Annotated in this window: 18 protein-coding genes; 5 read left to right on the top strand and 13 right to left on the bottom strand. The window is 34.5% G+C overall.

The window, feature by feature from the left end:
• Positions 1-76 precede the first annotated feature (76 nt).
• Complete coding sequence (locus CYAN10605_RS07380; protein ID WP_015219312.1) at positions 77-1,561, bottom strand: RecQ family ATP-dependent DNA helicase; 1,485 nt, start codon at positions 1,559-1,561, stop codon at positions 77-79.
• 221 nt (positions 1,562-1,782) lie between these two features.
• Here CYAN10605_RS07380 and CYAN10605_RS07375 point away from each other — a divergent pair, with 221 nt between their 5' ends.
• Entirely contained in the window at positions 1,783-2,550 is a 768-nt protein-coding gene (locus CYAN10605_RS07375; protein WP_015219311.1) for a DUF928 domain-containing protein, read from the top strand.
• A gap of 156 nt (positions 2,551-2,706) precedes the next feature.
• Positions 2,707-3,378, top strand: a complete 672-nt coding sequence (locus CYAN10605_RS07370) for an HAS-barrel domain-containing protein (RefSeq protein WP_015219310.1) — start codon at positions 2,707-2,709, stop codon at positions 3,376-3,378.
• 187 nt (positions 3,379-3,565) lie between these two features.
• Here the strand turns inward: CYAN10605_RS07370 and CYAN10605_RS07365 are convergent, their stop codons facing one another.
• Complete coding sequence (locus CYAN10605_RS07365; protein ID WP_015219309.1) at positions 3,566-4,624, bottom strand: mechanosensitive ion channel family protein; 1,059 nt, start codon at positions 4,622-4,624, stop codon at positions 3,566-3,568.
• A gap of 235 nt (positions 4,625-4,859) precedes the next feature.
• On the opposite strand from CYAN10605_RS07365, the gene CYAN10605_RS07360 reads away from it, so the two are divergent.
• Positions 4,860-6,638 carry an ABC transporter substrate-binding protein gene (locus CYAN10605_RS07360; protein WP_015219308.1) on the top strand — a complete coding sequence of 593 codons (1,779 nt, stop codon included), beginning with the start codon at positions 4,860-4,862 and terminating at the stop codon, positions 6,636-6,638.
• A gap of 215 nt (positions 6,639-6,853) precedes the next feature.
• Here the strand turns inward: CYAN10605_RS07360 and CYAN10605_RS07355 are convergent, their stop codons facing one another.
• From CYAN10605_RS07355 to CYAN10605_RS07340, 5 genes are all read right to left on the bottom strand, one after another.
• A complete protein-coding gene (locus CYAN10605_RS07355; protein WP_015219307.1) occupies positions 6,854-8,200 on the bottom strand; it encodes a cytochrome P450 in 1,347 nt (448 codons plus the stop codon).
• 19 nt (positions 8,201-8,219) lie between these two features.
• Entirely contained in the window at positions 8,220-8,534 is a 315-nt protein-coding gene (locus CYAN10605_RS07350) for a hypothetical protein (RefSeq protein ID WP_015219306.1), read from the bottom strand.
• A gap of 274 nt (positions 8,535-8,808) precedes the next feature.
• Entirely contained in the window at positions 8,809-10,713 is a 1,905-nt protein-coding gene (gene dnaK / locus CYAN10605_RS07345) for a molecular chaperone DnaK (protein WP_015219305.1), read from the bottom strand.
• Between the two features lie 546 nt (positions 10,714-11,259).
• Positions 11,260-11,397, bottom strand: a complete 138-nt coding sequence (locus tag CYAN10605_RS19125) for a hypothetical protein (protein ID WP_241212804.1) — start codon at positions 11,395-11,397, stop codon at positions 11,260-11,262.
• Between the two features lie 125 nt (positions 11,398-11,522).
• Positions 11,523-12,971 carry a polysaccharide deacetylase family protein gene (locus CYAN10605_RS07340; protein ID WP_015219304.1) on the bottom strand — a complete coding sequence of 483 codons (1,449 nt, stop codon included), beginning with the start codon at positions 12,969-12,971 and terminating at the stop codon, positions 11,523-11,525.
• 341 nt (positions 12,972-13,312) lie between these two features.
• Between CYAN10605_RS07340 and CYAN10605_RS07335 the strand changes: the two genes are divergently transcribed.
• Positions 13,313-13,900 (top strand): Npun_F5749 family FMN-dependent PPOX-type flavoprotein, encoded by a 588-nt coding sequence (locus CYAN10605_RS07335; RefSeq protein ID WP_015219303.1) that lies wholly within the window; start codon positions 13,313-13,315, stop codon positions 13,898-13,900.
• Positions 13,901-14,001: 101 nt separating this feature from the next.
• On the opposite strand, the gene ispD is transcribed toward CYAN10605_RS07335, so the two are convergent.
• From ispD to CYAN10605_RS07315, 4 genes are all read right to left on the bottom strand, one after another.
• Complete coding sequence (ispD, locus tag CYAN10605_RS07330; protein ID WP_015219302.1) at positions 14,002-14,688, bottom strand: 2-C-methyl-D-erythritol 4-phosphate cytidylyltransferase; 687 nt, start codon at positions 14,686-14,688, stop codon at positions 14,002-14,004.
• 260 nt (positions 14,689-14,948) lie between these two features.
• Complete coding sequence (locus CYAN10605_RS07325) at positions 14,949-15,431, bottom strand: DM13 domain-containing protein (protein WP_015219301.1); 483 nt, start codon at positions 15,429-15,431, stop codon at positions 14,949-14,951.
• Positions 15,432-15,635: 204 nt separating this feature from the next.
• A complete protein-coding gene (locus tag CYAN10605_RS07320; protein ID WP_015219300.1) occupies positions 15,636-15,959 on the bottom strand; it encodes a phasin family protein in 324 nt (107 codons plus the stop codon).
• Positions 15,960-16,299: 340 nt separating this feature from the next.
• Positions 16,300-16,593 carry a four helix bundle protein gene (locus CYAN10605_RS07315; protein ID WP_015219299.1) on the bottom strand — a complete coding sequence of 98 codons (294 nt, stop codon included), beginning with the start codon at positions 16,591-16,593 and terminating at the stop codon, positions 16,300-16,302.
• 191 nt (positions 16,594-16,784) lie between these two features.
• Here CYAN10605_RS07315 and CYAN10605_RS07310 point away from each other — a divergent pair, with 191 nt between their 5' ends.
• Positions 16,785-17,765: an ABC transporter ATP-binding protein gene (locus CYAN10605_RS07310; protein ID WP_015219298.1), complete on the top strand. Its 981-nt coding sequence runs from the start codon at positions 16,785-16,787 to the stop codon at positions 17,763-17,765.
• An 18-nt stretch (positions 17,766-17,783) separates the two neighbouring features.
• Here the strand turns inward: CYAN10605_RS07310 and CYAN10605_RS07305 are convergent, their stop codons facing one another.
• Together CYAN10605_RS07305 and CYAN10605_RS07300 are read right to left on the bottom strand one after the other, a co-directional pair.
• Complete coding sequence (locus CYAN10605_RS07305) at positions 17,784-18,059, bottom strand: hypothetical protein (RefSeq protein ID WP_015219297.1); 276 nt, start codon at positions 18,057-18,059, stop codon at positions 17,784-17,786.
• Between the two features lie 58 nt (positions 18,060-18,117).
• Entirely contained in the window at positions 18,118-18,564 is a 447-nt protein-coding gene (locus tag CYAN10605_RS07300; protein ID WP_015219296.1) for an SRPBCC family protein, read from the bottom strand.
• Positions 18,565-18,619: the final 55 nt, after the last annotated feature.

Below are 18,619 nucleotides of genomic sequence, written 5' to 3'. Positions count from 1 at the left end.
CTTATAATAAATGCGATCTTTTGCCCTTTTCACCATCACTCATAGATGACAATTTATCCTGAACTCAGGTCAATTACTATTTAAAATTATTGTGGATACTGACTTCACAATTATCGCATTTACCACAACTAAAATCCCTACCTTGTGGAAATCCAAAAGCATCGAGGAGAAAACCCCAACGACATTTTTTTGTTCCCATATATTCTTCGGTTAATCTGACTAATTTTTTTTGTTTTTGAATTAAAAATTTGATATTTTCTTGAGGATTTTTGAGATTAATTTGATAGTTAAATGGGTCTAACCAATATAATTGTTTACTAAGATTTAAAATTGAAAGATATACTTGTTTATCTCTGGATAAATTTTCTATATTCCCTTGAAGTGGCAATTTTTTAATTATTTTAAGTGCTTCTTGATATTGTTTAATTCGTCTTTGGAGAAAGTATTTTTTTATATTTTTATCTTCGGGATTAAAAAAGCCCGTTTTTTCACTAATTAAGGTTATTGCTTCTGCTAGTTTGCCGTCTCTACCACCTCTACCTATTTCTTGAATATACTCAGAAAGAAAGAGGGGGGTTTGATAGTGAAATATCCATCGCAGGTTAGGTTTATTAATACCCATGCCAAAAGCAGATGTACATACCACAAATTTGATTTTTTCTTCTAACCAATCTTGTTCAATGTTTCTGCGAATACTTGCTTCTAATCCGCCATGATATGCTTTATTTTGATAACCTAATTCATTTAGTAAGTGACTAATATTTTCACTATCTTTTCTGGTTCTGACATAAATTAAACCACTTTGTTTATTTTTATTTTTTATGTGGTTAATTAATTGTTTTTTCCTACTTCTAGGAGTCCAAATAGTTTTAATTTTTATCCGTAAATTATCTCGATAAGGACTAATTAAAAATTTTTTAGGATTCGATAATTGCAAATATTCTTGAATAATTTTTTGAGTATTATTATCGGCTGTGGCGGTGAAAGCGGCGATGGGTAAAATCATAGATTCTTTTTTCATAGCCATTTGAGAAGAATTTAGTTTAGATTTAATTAAACTAGAACGAATTGCACCTAAACGTAGATATGTCGGGCGAAAACTATCCCCCCACTGACTAAGACAATGGGCTTCGTCTAAAATTAGAGCATTGATAATCAAGTTAGGATGAGAAATTATTTTCCAAATAGGCGGAGAAAGGAGAGTTTCTGGAGAAAGATATAGCAACCTTAATTTCTGATTTTCTAATAAGTTTAAAGTAAAGGTGCGATCGCGCTTTTTCATCTCACTATGTAAAATAGAAGCGGGTAAATTTTTCTGTCGCAACTCCAATACTTGATTTTCCATTAAAGCCACAAGGGGCGAAATCACTATAGTTAAACCTTTTTGTAATAGGGCAGGTAACTGAAAACAGAGAGACTTACCCCCACCTGTAGGCATTACTACTAAGCAATCTTTACCTGATAAAATTGAGTTAATAATTTCCTTTTGAGGATAACGAAAATTATCATATCCCCAATATTTTTTTAGATTATATTTTAAGAATTGTAACGAATTATTCATAAATTTATGAAAGTCTAAATAGTGAAGGAAAGATTAGGAAAAAGAAGGGATATTGCATTCAATTGGAGCAAAATTGATTACAATAAATTCTGTGTTATCTTATTTTCAGTTATTTACGAAAAATAGTTACTATTTCTTCCTAGTTTCTTCTTGACTAACTATTATCAATAAAATTTAGGAAAAACTTAGTTAATATAGAAAAAAGATTTGAGGAACAAAATATGTTAAAAGCGATCGCATCTATAGTTAGTATTACTTCAATTATTTTACTTAATCCCACGAATATATCAGCACAAACTCAAGACTTTAATGCAAATAGTTATCAGAAAAATACCAACAATTCATTAATAGCCCAAACCATGCCTCGCCTACGTTTTAAATTACCAGATAGGGGAGTGCCGGGGGCAAGAATTGGGGGGGCAACCAGAAGTGGCGACAAATCAACGGTGGTAACCGCCATTATTCCTCCTGAAAAATTGGCATTAACCATTGACGACTCACCAACAATCTTTGTTTATCTGCCTAAGAATGATGCTTTTGAGGCTAACATCAAAGTGGTAGAGGAAAATGGGAAAGAAATATACACTAAAAATTTCACCCCTCCCAATGAAGCAGGAGTTTTAAGGGTCAAATTACCAGCTAACATTAACCTAGAAGAAAAAAAATTATATAAATGGGAGATTCAGTTAATCTCAGAAGACGATAACCCATTAACAGCTTTTAAATTAAGAACAGTTGGTTGGTTAGAAAAAGTTTCTTTACCTGAAGAAATGCAACAGGAAATAACAACAGATAAAGAATGGGATAGCTTAAATACCTTAGCGGAAGCAGGTATTTGGTATGACACCCTAGAAGGATTAGCTTTATTACGTGCTGAAAATCCACAAGACAATCAAATTAAGAAAGAATGGGTTGAATTGTTGAATTCCGTCGGTTTAGATAGTATTGCTGAAATTTCTATCTTCCCTGAAGTGGTACAAATAAATTAGATATGAAAAAAGGGCAAAGTTAAAAGGGCAAAGGGCAAAGGTAAATAGTGAATCACTTGTAACCTTCAACCCCTAACCCCGAACTCAGGTTATGATAATTGATAATGCTTTATCTTTGATTCAACCTTTGTAATTCAAAATTTTTTCTATTTTTCAATGCGCTTACCATTACCAAAACAGGAAAGAGAAAATCCCCTTTCTGAACATATAGGGGAAGTCATAGAAACTTCAACCACAGAATTTTTAGCCCAATGCTTAGAGCCAGAAGAATTAAATTTTCCCACTATGCCACCCTTTGGCAGTTGGGTTAAATCTCTTGATGAAGAATCTGGAAATAAAATATTTGCTGTGGTGACAAATGTGACGACTGCTCCTGTGGATTCTGTACACAAAGCAAGAGCTTTAGGTTTAACTTTAGCAGAATTAAGGGAACAGCAACCGCAAATTTTCGCTATGTTGAGAACCGAATTTAGAGCAGTAATTATTGGTTTTGAAACTCCTGCTACTAATGACAATAATGGCTATAGTCCCAGTAATGGTAATATATACCAATATTTGCCTCCCCGTCCTCCTCAAATTCATCAAGGGGTTTTTCGTTGTGTGCCTGATGAGGTAATCAAGTTTACTGCTAATCCAGATTTCTTAAGGGTTTTATTACAAGTGCAAAATACTCCCGTTGAATCTCTCATTGCCGCTACCTTAAGAGAATCATACCGTTTGAGAAATGGCGATCGCACTTGGTTAGTTAATGCCGGTAGGACTCTTAGTGTCTTATTGAAAAATGATTATGATTGTTTAAAGTATATTCTTAGTCAAGTTCATTGGTAAAATTAACAATTAGTAAGTAGTAATTAAAACAAGGCAATGGGCAATAATGAATAGTGAATAATGAATAGTGAATAATGAATAGTGAATAGTGAATAGTTGATAATTACTCATTACTCCCCTAAAGCTGAAACCTGCCACCTGACACCTGAAACCGACCTTTATCTAATATTTTTATGTCGAACTGAGATTAATTATTATTAACATAAAGCGTTTGTGTGGGGTAAGCGAAAATAATTTTATGGTGATAAAATGCCTTTTTTATAGCAAAATTTACCTCATTTTGAGCCATACGAGAAATATATAATTCGTTGCTATGAACATAATAAATGATGTCAAAATTTAAGCTAAAATTACCAAATCCTGAAAAAAAGGCAATATCAAAGGTGACATTTTTTATCCCAATTAATGCTTCTTTGATTATGTCGGGAATCGTCTCCAAAACTGCATTTTCTGTTTCATAAACTACCCCTATTTTTAAGATTACTTGTCTGCGTTGCATTCTTTTAAAATTGCGTAATCTGGAGTTAGTTAAATCAGTATTTGCCAGAATTAATTGTTCTCCTGTTAGGGCTTTTATTCTTGTTGTTTTGATGCCAATATGTTCCACATAACCGATATAATCATCTATTGCTACTAGGTCTGAAATTTCAAAAGGGCGATCGAATAAAATAGCAAAATAACTAAATAAATCTTGTAAAATACCTTGAGAAGCTAAAGCCAAAGCCACACCACCTATTCCCAAACCAGCCACGATTGCCCCTATATCAAAACCCAAATTACTGAGAATAAAAATAGTTGCTAATGTCCAAATTACCACCCTTAAAGCAGGAAATAAAGCATTAATTTTACGCTCAATTTCTTTATTAGAATCATGATATTTTTGACCATAATATTCAATTAAAATTTTTGAAATATCCACTAATAATCTTCCCACGCAAAAAGTTGTGGCAATAATTGAAAATGTTTTAACAGCACCGAGAATACTTCTATGTAATTGAATTTCTTTAATGGTAAGGTAAAATAGACCAAAATAGGTAATGGGTAAAAAATGTTTTGCTAAAATATTTGTAATTTTATAAGCGAGTAAATTTTGATTATCTTTACTAATTTTTTTTAATTGTCTAACTACAATATTTTTAGCTACCCTCAAGAAAAAATAACCTAACACTAGCAGAAAAATAGAAATAATTATATCTTTCACTAAACTAGGTAGTTTTTCTGATAAATTAATAAAAAAATCTAACATAAATAACTATTGATTAAAAATTTATTTTATAAAAACTATACAATCCTCAATGAGTCGGAATAAATCAATTATTAGAAAAAAGAAAGCGTTGCAGATATTATTGTTATGGCACTTATAAGAGTACCTATTCCCTTTTGGATACCATTTTTTTTCACAAATGATTTAGTACTGCTATATAACTAATATATAATCTTTGTATCATAGCACCGAATAGATATTTAAACTATTAATAATTATGAAAACCTTAAAATTTAGACAATCTATATTTTTCAAAAAAATAGCTAAATTACTAACTATATCTTTACTATTTATAAGTTTAAATTTATTAATATCTAGCTGTAACTCTATCAATAAAACAGACAATTCATCAAGAATTATACAATCAGTTTTAAGCGAACCAAAAACTTTTAATGTGGTACTTTCTCAAGAATCACCCAATATTTTTGGTTTAACCTATGAGGGGTTAGTAAGAGAAAATCCTTTGACGGGTGAAATTGAACCAGCCCTTGCTAAAAGTTGGACTATTTCTGATGATAAATTAACTATTATTTTTACTTTAAAAGAGGATTTAAAATGGTCTGATGGACAACCATTAACAGTGGATGATGTCGTCTTTAGTTATAATCAAATTTACCTCAATGAAGAGATACCAACAAATGTTAGGGATAGTTTACGCATTGGTCAAAGTCGGGCTTTTCCCACGGTAGAAAAATTAAATGAATCTCAAGTTAAATTCACAATTCCTGAACCATTCGCTCCGTTTTTAGATAGCACAGGATTAGCAATTTTACCTAAACATATTTTAGAAGAAAAAGTTAACACTAAAGGCAGTGATGGAAAGCCACTTTTCTTATCTTTTTGGGGTGTGGACACTCCCCCTGAAGATTTGGTAGTTAATGGTGTTTATAAATTAAAAAACTATGTAACTTCTCAACGAATTATTTTCACAAAAAATCCCTTCTATTGGGAAAAAGATATTATGGGTAATCAACTACCTTATATAGAAGAAGTTGTATGGGAAATTGTCGAATCAACAGACACTTCTTTATTACAATTTCGTTCAGGAAGTTTAGATTCTGTTGGCATTACACCTGAATATTTTTCCCTTTTAAAGAAAGAAGAAAAGAGGGGTAATTTCACTGTTTTTAATGGTGGTCCTGCCTATGGTACAACTTTTATGGCGTTTAATCTCAATCAGGGATCGAGAAATGGTAAGCCTTTAGTAACCCCTTATAAATCAAGATGGTTTAATAATGTCAATTTTCGAAGAGCGATCGCGCATGGTATAAATAGAGAGAGAATGATCAATAATATTTATCGGGGTTTAGGAGAGCCTCAAAACTCCCCTATTTCGGTGCAGTCACCTTTTTATGATCAAACTATTAAAGGATATGATTATGACCCAGAATTAGCCAAGCAAATACTTTTAAAAGAAGGTTTTAAATATAGAGAAGATGGCAAACTTTTAGACTCAGAAAATAATGAAGTTAGGTTTACTCTTTTAACCAATGCAGGAAATAAAATTAGAGAGTCTTTAGGTTCACAAATAAAGCAAGATTTAAGCCAAATTGGTATTACTGTGGACTTTACCCCGATCGCATTTAATGTTTTAGTGGATAAATTAAGTAATTCCTTAGATTGGGAAGCCCATATTATTGGTTTTACTGGTGGTAACGAGCCTAATGGTGGTGCTAATTTATGGTTTCCAGATGGAAATTTACATCTTTTTAATCAAAAACCCCAACCCGGAAGACAACCAATTGAGGGTAGAGTTATCGCTGATTGGGAAGCCAAAATTGGACAATTATATATAGAGGGGGCAAGAGAATTAGACTTTGAAAAAAGAAAAGAAATTTATGATCAAACTCAGCAATTAGCCTCTGAATATTTACCCTTAATTTATTTAGTTAATCCCTACTCTTTATCTGCTGTCAGAAATCGTATTGAAGGAGTTGAATATTCTGCCCTAGGGGGTGCTTTTTGGAACATACAAAAACTAACCATTAGAGATTAAGAAAAGTTAAAAAGGCAAAGGTAAATAGTGAATAGTGAATAGTGAATAGTTGATAATTACTCGTTACTCATTACTCCCTTAAACCTGACACCTGCCACCTGATACCTGCCACCTCTTTCCGAACTCATTACTTGTTTCCCCCTCTGCCCTCATTCCCCCATCCCCCCAACACCCTAACACCTAACCTTGTCCGATATTCTTAAACCGAACCGAGGTTATTTATGACCTAAAAATTTCATGGGAATGCCTCCTTTAGGGCTTAAAACTACTCCACGACGACGGGGTTTTACAGCTTTTTTTGTGACTAACTCCAAATCGTACTCTCGGAGTATTTTAGCCACTACTAAGCGCATCTCATAGGTAGCTAATGCCTCTCCCAGACAACGGCGCACTCCTCCCCCAAAAGGTAAAAACTCATAGGGGGAATATTGTCGGTGTAAAAATCTTTCTGGTTGAAATTGATTGGGATTGGGATATAAGTCTTCTCGTTGATGGGTTAAATAAATGCACCCTGTCACTATTGTTCCTTTTTTGACTGTTTGCCCTAATAGTTGCACATCTTCCGTTGCTACTCGGGGAAAGGTTAACATTGCCACTGGATAGATTCGTAGTGTTTCATTACAAACGGCGGTAAGATAGGGTTGTTTATAAATTGTCATACCGTCACTATCTGGAGGTAAGGTGTTTAATTCTTGCAGGAGTCTTTCTTTTACTTCTGGATAATAGTGAATCCAATACAATGCCCATGACATTGCGATCGCAGTAGTTTCATGTCCTGCAAACAGAATTAACATTAATTCGTCTCTTAATTCTTGGTTGGTTAATCCTTCTCCATTTTCGTCTTTCGCTTCTAAAAGCAGGGATAACATATCTACTCTTTCTGAGTTTTTTTCTTTTCTTCTCTCTTCTATTTCACGGTAAATTAAATCATCTAATCTTTTTTTGATTCTGAGAAAACTACCCCAAGGACTCCATTTTCCGAAATCTTTCCTTAGCCATTCATAAAATAGGAAACTAATATTAATTGGCTGGTTGAAGCGGTCTAAAATATCTTTGATTAATTGTGCCATTTGCAAAAAGCGATCGCCTTCTGTAAGTCCAAAAACCACCTTAAGTATTACTTGTAATGAAACTTCCTGCATGGTTTCCCTAGTGATAAAAATATCATTAGTTTTAAACTTACTAAATAAATTATCAACTATTTCCTGCACCGAATTACCATAATAGATCATGCGATCGCCGTGAAAGGGAGGCATCATCAATTTTCTTTCTCGTTTGTGTCTTTTTCCGTCCAAGGAAAGTAAAGAAGAATAACCCACAATAGGAGTAAGTACCGTGTTTAACTCACCGTCAGCAAAAAAGGTTTGACGATCATTAGTTAATATTTGCTGTATAGCATCTGGATGATTAACAAATAAAATATTATTACCAAACCCAGTAATTTGAGCAGTAAATAAATCTTGATACTCTTTGACTGCCTGACTCATATATTCAGGAGGATTCAAAATCCACTTTACAGTCTGTAACCATACAGGAGTTGATAATTGATTGACGTAAACCATTTCTATATTCTTCTTCTGTTTATTTTTTAGTTAATCCCCTATAAAAACACATTAATCCAGATCCAATAAAAATCGCATTAATAATCCAAATGATAATTTTTAACAAGGAAAGTATATTATTAAGACTTGAGTTTAAATTTTCTTGAACTGTAAATATTCCTAAAAATATAGAAAAGAAATAGTTAATAGCTAAAGCAATAATTAAAAACAAAAACCCATATAAAAAATATTGAGAAGGCTTATTTTCCTTTTTTTTACCAAATGCGGCTTTAAATAAATCAAAAATAGCATCAAGAATAATATCTAAGGGGGAATCATCTTTTTTTTGCTTCATCGGAAAAAAACTCCCATTAAACCAAAAATGAATATTAATGTAGTTATTATATAAAAAAGAACGACTTTTTTGTACCCCTCTACAATTTTAGGCTTAAAGTTGGTAAATTCTAATTTTTTGTATTTGAAGCTGTTTTGTAACTCGCAACAACAAAATTACTTCGAGTTGATTGAAAGTTCTCAAAACATTAAGGGTTGAATGATATTCAACCCCTACAAGTTTATATTAAGACATCTTAACTCTGAACCCCTAACTCCTAACTCCTAACTCTGGTTTATTTAGTTTCGGAAAACTCTGCATCGATAACGTCATCTCCACCATCGTTGTTATCAGAATCGTTAGCACTTCCAGTAGCATCTGCCCCGGGAGCCGCACCACCCGCTTGTTGATAAACATTACTACCGATGGTATAGAGAGTTTGTTGTAACTCAGGCATTACGGTTTTGATTTTCTCGTCATCATCTTGACCTACTGCTTCTTTTAAGTCTTTGATTAAGCCTTCTGCTTTGGCTTTATCATCCGCAGAAACTTTATCCCCTAATTCATTGAGTTGTTTTTCTGCTTGATAGACTAAAGAGTCAGCTTGGTTTTTACGCTCGATTTTCTCCCGTCTTTCTTTATCCGCCGCCGCATTGGCTTCCGCTTCCTTAACCATGCGCTCGACTTCTGTGTCGGGTAGGGTGGAAGCTCCTGTGATACTGATGGATTGTTCTTTACCAGTACCTTTGTCTTTTGCAGTTACGTTTAAGATACCGTTAGCATCGATGTCGAAGGTAACTTCAATTTGAGGAATACCACGGGGTGCAGGAGGAATACCATCTAAGCGGAAAGTTCCCAAACTCTTGTTATCTTTGGAAAACTCACGCTCACCTTGTAAAACATGGATTTCTACATTGGTTTGACCATCAACGGCAGTAGAGAAGGTTTCTGATTTTTTGGTGGGAATAGTGGTGTTTCTAGGGATGATTTTAGTCATCACACCGCCGAGGGTTTCTACCCCTAAAGATAAAGGAGTTACGTCTAATAAGAGAATATCTTTTACTTCCCCTGCCAATACGCCTCCTTGAATTGCCGCACCAACTGCAACCACTTCGTCAGGGTTAACGGTTTGATTGGGTTCTTTTCCTAGAACTTTTTTAACGACTTCTTTAACCGCAGGAATACGGGTAGAACCACCAACTAACACTACTTCATCAATATCGTTTGCACTTAATTTCGCATCTTTAAGAGCTTGTTCTACAGGAATAGCACAACGATCAATTAAATCAGAACATAACTCCTCGAATTTAGCTCTAGTTAAGGTTAATTCTAAGTGTTTAGGTCCTTCTTGAGTAGCGGTGATAAAGGGTAAGTTAATATCAGCCTGAGAAACGCTAGAGAGTTCTATTTTTGCTTTTTCTGCCGCTTCAGTTAAACGTTGTAAAGCCTGTTTGTCTTTGCGTAGGTCAATACCTTCTTTTCCTTTAAAGTCTTCGGCTAAGTAATCAACGATTTTTTTATCAAAGTCATCACCACCAAGGTGGGTATCACCAGAGGTTGCTAATACTTCAAATACTCCATCACCAACCTCTAAAACAGATACGTCAAATGTACCACCGCCCAAGTCAAATACTAAAATGGTTTCATTACTTTTTTTATCTAAACCGTAAGCAAGAGATGCGGCGGTAGGTTCGTTGATGATACGTTTTACTTCGATACCTGCAATTTTACCTGCGTCTTTGGTGGCTTGACGTTGAGAGTCATTAAAGTAAGCCGGTACTGTAATAACAGCTTCTTTGACGGGTTCACCTAAATATTTACTAGCGTCTTCAATTAGTTTGCGCAATACTTGGGCGGAGATTTCTTCGGGAGCGAATTGTTTACTTTGAGAGGGACAATCCAACTTCACGTTTCCATTTACGTTTAATACCTTGTAAGATACTTCAGTGGTTTCGTTGGTAACTTCGTCGAATCTTCTACCAATGAAACGTTTTACTGAGTAGAAGGTGTTTTCAGGGTTCATTACCCCTTGACGTTTAGCAATTTGACCTACGAGGCGATCGCCATTTTTGGCATAGGCAACCACAGAGGGAGTGGTTCTAAAACCTTCAGCGTTAGCAATAACAACAGGCTTACCACCTTCCATTACTGCTACACAAGAGTTAGTCGTTCCTAAATCTATACCTACAACTTTTCCCATAAATAATAACTCCGTTTTACTATAAGTTAATTTCTATCTATAAAAGCAAACAACTAAGATTGTGAATAAAAAATAGATAAATTTACTCAATTGCTTATTTCTTTCTCTATATTGAGGGAAAGTGGCTATTTTCAGGTAGTGTAGTTTTCCGTACCTATTTTCAGGGGTGTTAGCAAAGTCATGAGGTGAGGAGGAAGAATAGGGATTGAAGAATCACGAGGAAATATTTATACATTACATACAAATTACTTAGCCTAATATAACCTGAGTTTTGGATAAGCTGAAAGCAGACCAACTCGTAGTCAGAAAACCTTATAGCTTCTTCTTAGAAATAACGATAAAATTGCCTTAATCCGAACTGACGTTAAATAGTTAAGAATTAAGAATGAAAAACCACGAATACTTACTACTTAATTTATTATTTATTACTTGTTTCCCCCTTTCTCCTCATAACCTCATCCCCCCATCCCCTAACACCTGCAACCTGACACCTGACACCTAACCTTGTCGGATATTCTTAAACCGAACTGAAGTTAATATAGTCATCTATACTGAAAGAGAAGCAACTATTAGGATCATTTCAGCGAGAAAAGCGTCTAAAAAGGAGAGAAAACTATATTCGACATCAAACTGAGAGTTAATTATACAGAAGAGCAAAAAGTCGATCGCATCTATATTTTTCATGGAAAATCTTCACCCTGACTCGGCAACTTATTACTCATTACTTATTTACTACGCTAAACCTAATACCTAATACCTTTCTAAACCGAATATTCTTGTCGAATAACTGAGGTTAACTGAACTATTATTTATTTACAAAACTCTTCCCCACGGCGATATAATTCACGGGCATAATCAGTCCATGTACCTTGTCCCCAATAACGGAAACAACTGGTTTCCACTAACATGGTGTATAGTAATGCCTCTTGATAGTCGTGTCTTTGAGTTACGCTTGGGTCTTCAGCAACAGCGCGATCGAATTTTTGATGGAACATTGCACTTAATTTATTCATGGGTTCTAAAACATTTTCATAGCCTTTAACCCAACTCAAATCATTAGTCCATGAAGCCCCATCCATGTGGAATTGATGATCGTTTTCTTGCAGATGTGCGATCGCATTTTGGACAGATTCAGGGGAAATATCATCGCCAATAGCATTCCAGATTTTATGTTGTCCAACGGGCTGACAAACGGGGAAATCTTCCTCTTTTACCCCCAAAGACTCTACCAATTCAATATATTCTGTGCCGTTTAAACCAACAACCCCTTCCCCGCTATCTTTAATTTGATACCACACAGGATGATAACCTCCGGGAAACTCATTCATCATGACTCCACCGTTTTCACCGTCAGCGATTTGAGAAACACAAGAAGGGACAGAAATATCACCAATATTTTGTCTGCCTCTACCCTTGGCTTCATAGAAAGGTTGCATTTGTGCTACTAACTTAGTATCAGACCCTTGAGTTTTAATCAAAGCAACAATACTAACGCTTTCACCCCTAGAATTTTTCGCCACCAAACGATTAGGTAAATATTTATCGTCATGATATAAACCGCCTCCTTCTGGACGTTCTACAGAATGCTCCTGTACTAACAACCAACGATAACCACAATCTTTCAGGGCTTTAATATATTCATAAGCAGTGTCAGGATGATTTGGTAAGTGCATTTCTGGAGGAGAGAAACCCTTGACTCTTCTTAAAGCATCATCCCCGAAAATAGAAGCAAAATGATGTTGCCAAGCCAAAATTTGCAATTTAAGATCGGGAATAGGAGTAGAAGGTGCAACAGCGTGAGACCACATTGTTCCTAACCATTCTACATAACGATTATAGTGAGGATCACAAGTAATTTTTTTCAGATTATCAATGATGTCATTGCGATTCATTTGCTGAAATCCCCATAGCAAATTACCTGAGTAATCCAGCATAATTCTTGGACTGCAACCATTGCCCACTAATTCAGGGATAAAATCCCCCATGCGACTATAGCACCAAGCAAAAGTACCAGCGTTGTGATTATCTCCTTCTCCTTGATGCTCAAACATATATTGTAAGTTACAAATCAGACTGCCATCATGACCTGCAGGAATAGTTGGCTGGTGCATATGTAAAGCACAGGCAAAAGCAGACTTAATTTGATGAGGATTGATATTGGAATGGGGTAAAAAAATAGGATCTTGATGATTGACTATAGATAATATCCTTGCTTCTGAACCGCAAATCGGGGGCATAAAAGTTGTTTGTGTAGGCATTTTTTCTCCTAATATTTTCTCTGAAGATGTCTAGGTACTTTGAGCAATAATTCTTTATCTAATTACAACCAAAGTTCTTGATTTCACCTTGATTTTACCTCAATTATTTCTCTTTATTTTTTCAAGTTTTGATAACTTTTTTGAATATTGTTAACTTTTTATTAAATTTTACAAAGATTTTCTAATTTATTCTTCTTGCCAAAGAGAAACCTAATCTTTTATAATTGCAAAATAAGATTGAATTAATCATAATTGAGTTTCGTAATTTTATCAAAATAAAGATTAAATTTTAACTAATTATTATCTTAATTAAACAAATTAAAAATAACCTCAATCAACGAATGGAAATAACAGTAAAATGGCGATCGCATCTTCAAAAAGCACTACATAAGAATCGCTCACAAGTTTTTAGTAAATATATACAACTAGCAACCATTACAAAAGAAGGTTATCCCGCCAATAGAACCGTTGTGTTCCGAGGTTTCTTAGAAAATAGCAACGTTATACAAATTATTACCGATACTAGAAGTGAAAAATATAGCCATTTACAAACTAATCCCGTCGCAGAAATTTGTTGGTATTTTGCCAAAACTAGAGAGCAGTTTAGAATTAGAGGAAAGATAGATTTAGTAATAGGAAATAATAATAATTTAACTTGGCAAAAAGCCCGTCAAAACACATGGAATAATTTAAGTAAAAATGGAAAAGAACAATTTTATTGGGATACCCCGGGAGAGGAAAAAATAGAGAAAGAAAAAGAAGAACAAATCCCTATCATTGATGAGAAAAACCCTCCCGAAAATTTTTGTTTATTGTTATTAAATCCTGACAAAGTTGATCACTTAGAATTGAGAGGTAATCCTCAAAATCGACATTTATATACCTTACAAGACAATAATCAATGGTCATATACTGTGGTTAATCCTTAAAAAAAGTTGAGGGAAAAAGGAGTATTATGAGCGTAGTGAGCTCTCCGAACTCCGTTCACGACTGAAAGGAGTGTACGAGCGCTCGAGCGAACTCTCCGAACTCAAATTATTGCCCTTTGATTGAGTATAAATTCAGCAATAGTCAAATCTATAGGAGTTGTAACTTTTAAGTTGGTTTCTTCTCCTGAGACTATGCGCACAGGAAAACCACATTTTTCTAATAAGGCGGCATCATCAGTAACTTGCCATCCTAATTTTAAGCCGCGATCGTGACATTCTTTTAAGAGTTTAACATCAAAACCTTGAGGAGTTTGTGCCGCCCAAAGATTATCTCTTGTGGGAGTATCGGTAATCAATAAATTCGAGTCAACTATTTTTATCGTATCTTTTACAGGGATAGCGGCAATTAAACCCTGACATTCTTGTAAAACTTCGGCACAACGATTAAATAAATCTGGAGTTGCTAAACATCTAGCACCATCATGAATTAGGACTTTTTCTGCTTTTTCTGGCAATGCTTGTAAACCATTATAGACAGATTCCTGACGAGTATCTCCCCCCTTTATTAGTTTGATTGGTTTACAGGGTTTAATTTGGTTAATAATTTCTTCAAATGTTGGAAAATCATAGGTTTGCCCCATAATACCTATCCATTCGATACTTTCCGCTTTGTCGGCAGAAATTAAAGTCCATGCAAGTAAAGGTTTTCCTTTTAACTCTAATAATAGTTTATTACGAGAACTTCCCATTCTTTTGCCCATTCCCGCCGCCGGAATTAATAAATACATTATTTTTATATTTTGTTTTTATTTTCTATTGAACAATAGTATATTTTATGGGAATCTCAGATGTTCAGTTGTTCAGTTGATGGATTTTTAAAATCTTGTGATAATTAATGGTTGACAATAGCCACTATAAACTCATGATTGATAACTAAAAGTTGACGAACTAAACTATATTATTTTATTTAGGATCGAACAAACAAAAACAATTAAGAGAAGCCAGAAAACTGCCACCTGAAACCTCTCTCTTGCCGAACCACTGAGACTTATTGAGGAAGTGTAGCCGCCCCAAAAGTTGCATTGAATTGACGACACCAAATGGCTACGGATTTATAATTTTCTAAATTTACCTCAGAAGGAATTTTATAACGTTGTTTACCCTTCACTTTTTTGAGAGGTTCTAAAGTAACATAATCACCTTCTTTGATACTGTGTGTTGGTGCTTTGGTTGTACCGATTACGTCTTTATTTTTGTGTAAAATGACGAAAAGATCGGGTCCAGAATCGGTTTTAAAGTCTTCTCCAAATTCAATATATTTATTTTCACCTTCTCTTACCACAGATACACTACCACTGGTGGGGTGTTCTCCAGAAACAAACATTGGCATTTTCATCGCTATTAATTGTCCAGAAGTATCAATGTGATTTGATAACCTTTGTGTTGGTTTAATCATGGCACAAACATCTGGTAACATCATCGCAACAATTGCAGGAACAACTGAAAAGGCAATAATCGCAGTGCGTTTCATTTTTCTTACTCCCTTATTATGAAATTCTGCTTTTTCTGATTAAGAATATTTTTCCCCATGTTAATAGTAATCTTAGGAAATTTAACTAACTACGAGAAAATAATCAATTCTTATGCCTTTAAAAAGTAAATGGATAAAATTACTCAGATTGCTTCAATTTTATAGTGCCTAGATAAATAAATACTCAGATGCAAACTTCAATAGCTAACGCCATAATTTATTCTCTAACTCTCTAACCTGACGCTCAAGGCGATCGATTCTTCCCCTTAATTCATCTACTTCCGACTGACGAGACACTCCTAAATCCTGTAATACATTGCGAATTTGTCTTTCCATTTGGGCTTGTAAGTTACCTTGATCCGATTGAATCTGTTTCATGATGTCATCAACCATATTTTTCGCTTGATCGGGATTGATTTTTCCTTCTTTAACCCATTGCTCACTTACCTCTTTGATTTTTTCGGCGGCTAGGGATGTAGTACCAACACCTATCATTAATATTTGTTTTAACCAATCGTTATTTTCCATAATTAAACGAAATATTTATTAGTATCTACTTTTATCATAAGCCAGTCTTGATTTAAAAAGGTAAGGTATTTTCACCATCTTAGTAACTGATGTTACGCAAAAAGATAATTAGTTGTTGTTTTGAGGTATCAGGTGTCAGGTTTGACGGTTGCAGGTTGCAGGTTGCAGGTTGCAGGTGTCAGGTTTAGGGGAGTAGTGAGTAATGAGTAACGAGTAATTATCAACTATCAACTATTCACCCCAACACCCCAACACCCCAACACTATTTACCTTCGCCCATTGTCCTTTTAAATTTTCTCCTTGCCCTTTGCCTTTTTCTCCATCATTCATAGATGAAAATTTATCCCGAACTCAGGTTAAGATAGCCTAATCGTCCTACAATCATCAAATGAGTTTCTAATTCTTTGAGTGAGCCATTTGCCATAGAAAGATGACGAATATAATCACCCAAATGATTTCTCCCTTTTCCTTCTGCGATGTTGGCAGGAATTGAAACTGCGGCTCTTTGTATTTGACTACTTAAACCATAAATTTCTGTTTTGGGAAATAGAGAAGTTAATTGATAACATATTACTACCAAATCCATTGATTTTTGCCAAACCGTTAAATCTCGATAACTTTTTAGTTCAATCATTTTTATTATTTCCTGAAACCTGAAACCTGAAACCTGAAACCTCCCTTAACTTAACACATCAATAAGTGCGTAACGTCAGTTAGTAATGAAAAGAATATCAAAATCAGGCGCAAATCTGATTATAATTAAATTGCGTAACAGTTTCCCTTAGACTATTTTAAGTATTTTTAGTTATTGAGATAGAGATAACAATGATTGCTACTGCAAACCTATCGGAAAATAATGACACACGAAGCCTTGCCGTGGTTGAAACCTATAAATTAAGTAAGGTATATGTAACAGGTTTTTGGATGAATAAGAAAGTACCTTCTCTCAACGATTGTACTCTCAAGGTTTATAAGGGAGAAACCTTCGGTTTATTAGGTCCTAATGGGGCGGGAAAAACAACTCTTTTAAAAACTCTTTTAGGGATTATTCGACCAACTTCAGGTAAGGCATTATTGTTGGGTAAACCCCTTGGAGATAGACAGGTAAAGCAAAGATTAGGTTATCTTCCAGAAAATGCTTACTATTACGATTTTCTAACTGCGTGGGAATTTCTTAGTTTTATCGCTGATTTATTTAAAATTCCTAAATCGCAACAAAAGCAGAAAATTTTACAATTATTGGATTTGGTAGGATTAGCCAAGCAAACAGCCCAGAAAAAACAATTAAGACAGTATTCTAAAGGAATGATGCAAAGGGTAGGTATGGCTCAAGCCTTAATTAATGATCCTGAAATAGTCTTTTTTGATGAGCCAATGTCTGGTTTAGATCCTTTAGGACGTTATCAGGTTAGGCAAATTATACTCTCTTTAAAAGAACAAGGTAAAACTATTTTTTTCAACTCCCATGTTTTATCTGATGTGGAAAAAATATGCGATCGCATCGCCATCTTAGCAAGAGGGGAATTACTGAAAGTCGGTTCTTTAGACGAAATTTTAGGCACGAAAAAGAGCTATCATGTTGTCCTTAAACAAGGAGAAAATAACAATGACTGGAATCAATGGTTAACTCACATCAAACAGGAAAATAATTTTATATCGGGAGAATTAACAGGTAATCAAGAAGAGTTTATCCATTATGTTAAAAGTATCTGTGCAGAGTTAATCTCCATGAATCTAAGCCGTGACTCCTTGGAGGAATATTTTATTCGCATCTTAGAAGAAAAAGGAATTACCTCTAGTCAGTAAGAGAAATCCTTATTTTTCTTACTTGTTTTCTATCTGTTTAATTATTTCATCGCTCTTTTTATTGTTATATTTATTATTTTGTAAAACATCCTCATTAAAAGAACCCACGAGGACACTATTAATTGTAGTTCTGGTGTTGTAACTCCATTGGTTTAAAGGGGAAGGCAAAAATTTGTCTCCGTAGGCGATGAAGATAATAACATATACAGGGAAGAACTTGACTAATCGTATAGCCATTCCCCCTAGTAAACTGCCAAAACCATTGAAAAATTTGAGATTTAGACCAATTTTCATAATCATTATCTTGGACTGATGAAACGAATTTATATGTCTTCACCTAAGATAACAAAAATTATAATTCACTTTTCTTTGTCTCGATATAATTCTTAAATCTTTCTAAGTCTGCCTTCAAGGTAGATTCTACTACTTGCCCCAGAAAAAGATTATCCATTAATTTGCCGATGATACCGGGTATGGCATAAGCCACCGTCAAACGAACAATACTATTAGAATGGCGATCGTAAAAACGTACGGCCCCACGATTAGGCAAACCATCAACGGATTCCCATTGAATAATTTGATTTTTCTCTAATTTGACGATGCGAGATAACCAACTAAATTCAAACCCACCACTAGCTAATCGCCAACGAGACAAGTCAGGATCATCAGCTAAAATATGAACAGAATCAATCCATTTCATCCATTGGGGCATCTGTTCTAAATCAGACCATAAACTCCAAACCAAGTCAATAGGGGCGTTTACTTCTATTTGTACACTATGTTCGAGCCAATTTGTCATCGCAAATTTTGATCACTTAGTTTTACAGAATTACTCAATCATAACAATAACCAGT

The organism is Cyanobacterium aponinum PCC 10605, from assembly GCF_000317675.1.
In the GTDB taxonomy this organism is placed as follows: domain Bacteria; phylum Cyanobacteriota; class Cyanobacteriia; order Cyanobacteriales; family Cyanobacteriaceae; genus PCC-10605.
Note: the sequence above shows the minus strand (reverse complement) of the source record. Positions and strands in the feature narration are given on the sequence as shown.

Excerpts from the sequence above, each read along its gene's own strand:
- CYAN10605_RS07325 (WP_015219301.1), bottom strand. The coding sequence starts at position 15,431 with ATGAAACGCACTGCGATTATTGCCTTTTCAGTTGTTCCTGCAATTGTT.
- CYAN10605_RS07335 (WP_015219303.1), top strand. The coding sequence starts at position 13,313 with ATGGAAATAACAGTAAAATGGCGATCGCATCTTCAAAAAGCACTACAT.
- CYAN10605_RS07315 (WP_015219299.1), bottom strand. The coding sequence starts at position 16,593 with ATGATTGAACTAAAAAGTTATCGAGATTTAACGGTTTGGCAAAAATCA.
- CYAN10605_RS07375 (WP_015219311.1), top strand. The coding sequence starts at position 1,783 with ATGTTAAAAGCGATCGCATCTATAGTTAGTATTACTTCAATTATTTTA.
- CYAN10605_RS07305 (WP_015219297.1), bottom strand. The coding sequence starts at position 18,059 with ATGAAAATTGGTCTAAATCTCAAATTTTTCAATGGTTTTGGCAGTTTA.
- CYAN10605_RS07365 (WP_015219309.1), bottom strand. The coding sequence starts at position 4,624 with ATGTTAGATTTTTTTATTAATTTATCAGAAAAACTACCTAGTTTAGTG.
- CYAN10605_RS07320 (WP_015219300.1), bottom strand. The coding sequence starts at position 15,959 with ATGGAAAATAACGATTGGTTAAAACAAATATTAATGATAGGTGTTGGT.
- CYAN10605_RS07350 (WP_015219306.1), bottom strand. The coding sequence starts at position 8,534 with ATGAAGCAAAAAAAAGATGATTCCCCCTTAGATATTATTCTTGATGCT.
- CYAN10605_RS07310 (WP_015219298.1), top strand. The coding sequence starts at position 16,785 with ATGATTGCTACTGCAAACCTATCGGAAAATAATGACACACGAAGCCTT.
- CYAN10605_RS07370 (WP_015219310.1), top strand. The coding sequence starts at position 2,707 with ATGCGCTTACCATTACCAAAACAGGAAAGAGAAAATCCCCTTTCTGAA.
- CYAN10605_RS07380 (WP_015219312.1), bottom strand. The coding sequence starts at position 1,561 with ATGAATAATTCGTTACAATTCTTAAAATATAATCTAAAAAAATATTGG.
- CYAN10605_RS07300 (WP_015219296.1), bottom strand. The coding sequence starts at position 18,564 with ATGACAAATTGGCTCGAACATAGTGTACAAATAGAAGTAAACGCCCCT.
- CYAN10605_RS07355 (WP_015219307.1), bottom strand. The coding sequence starts at position 8,200 with ATGGTTTACGTCAATCAATTATCAACTCCTGTATGGTTACAGACTGTA.
- CYAN10605_RS19125 (WP_241212804.1), bottom strand. The coding sequence starts at position 11,397 with ATGAAAAATATAGATGCGATCGACTTTTTGCTCTTCTGTATAATTAAC.
- dnaK (WP_015219305.1), bottom strand. The coding sequence starts at position 10,713 with ATGGGAAAAGTTGTAGGTATAGATTTAGGAACGACTAACTCTTGTGTA.
- ispD (WP_015219302.1), bottom strand. The coding sequence starts at position 14,688 with ATGTATTTATTAATTCCGGCGGCGGGAATGGGCAAAAGAATGGGAAGT.
- CYAN10605_RS07360 (WP_015219308.1), top strand. The coding sequence starts at position 4,860 with ATGAAAACCTTAAAATTTAGACAATCTATATTTTTCAAAAAAATAGCT.
- CYAN10605_RS07340 (WP_015219304.1), bottom strand. The coding sequence starts at position 12,971 with ATGCCTACACAAACAACTTTTATGCCCCCGATTTGCGGTTCAGAAGCA.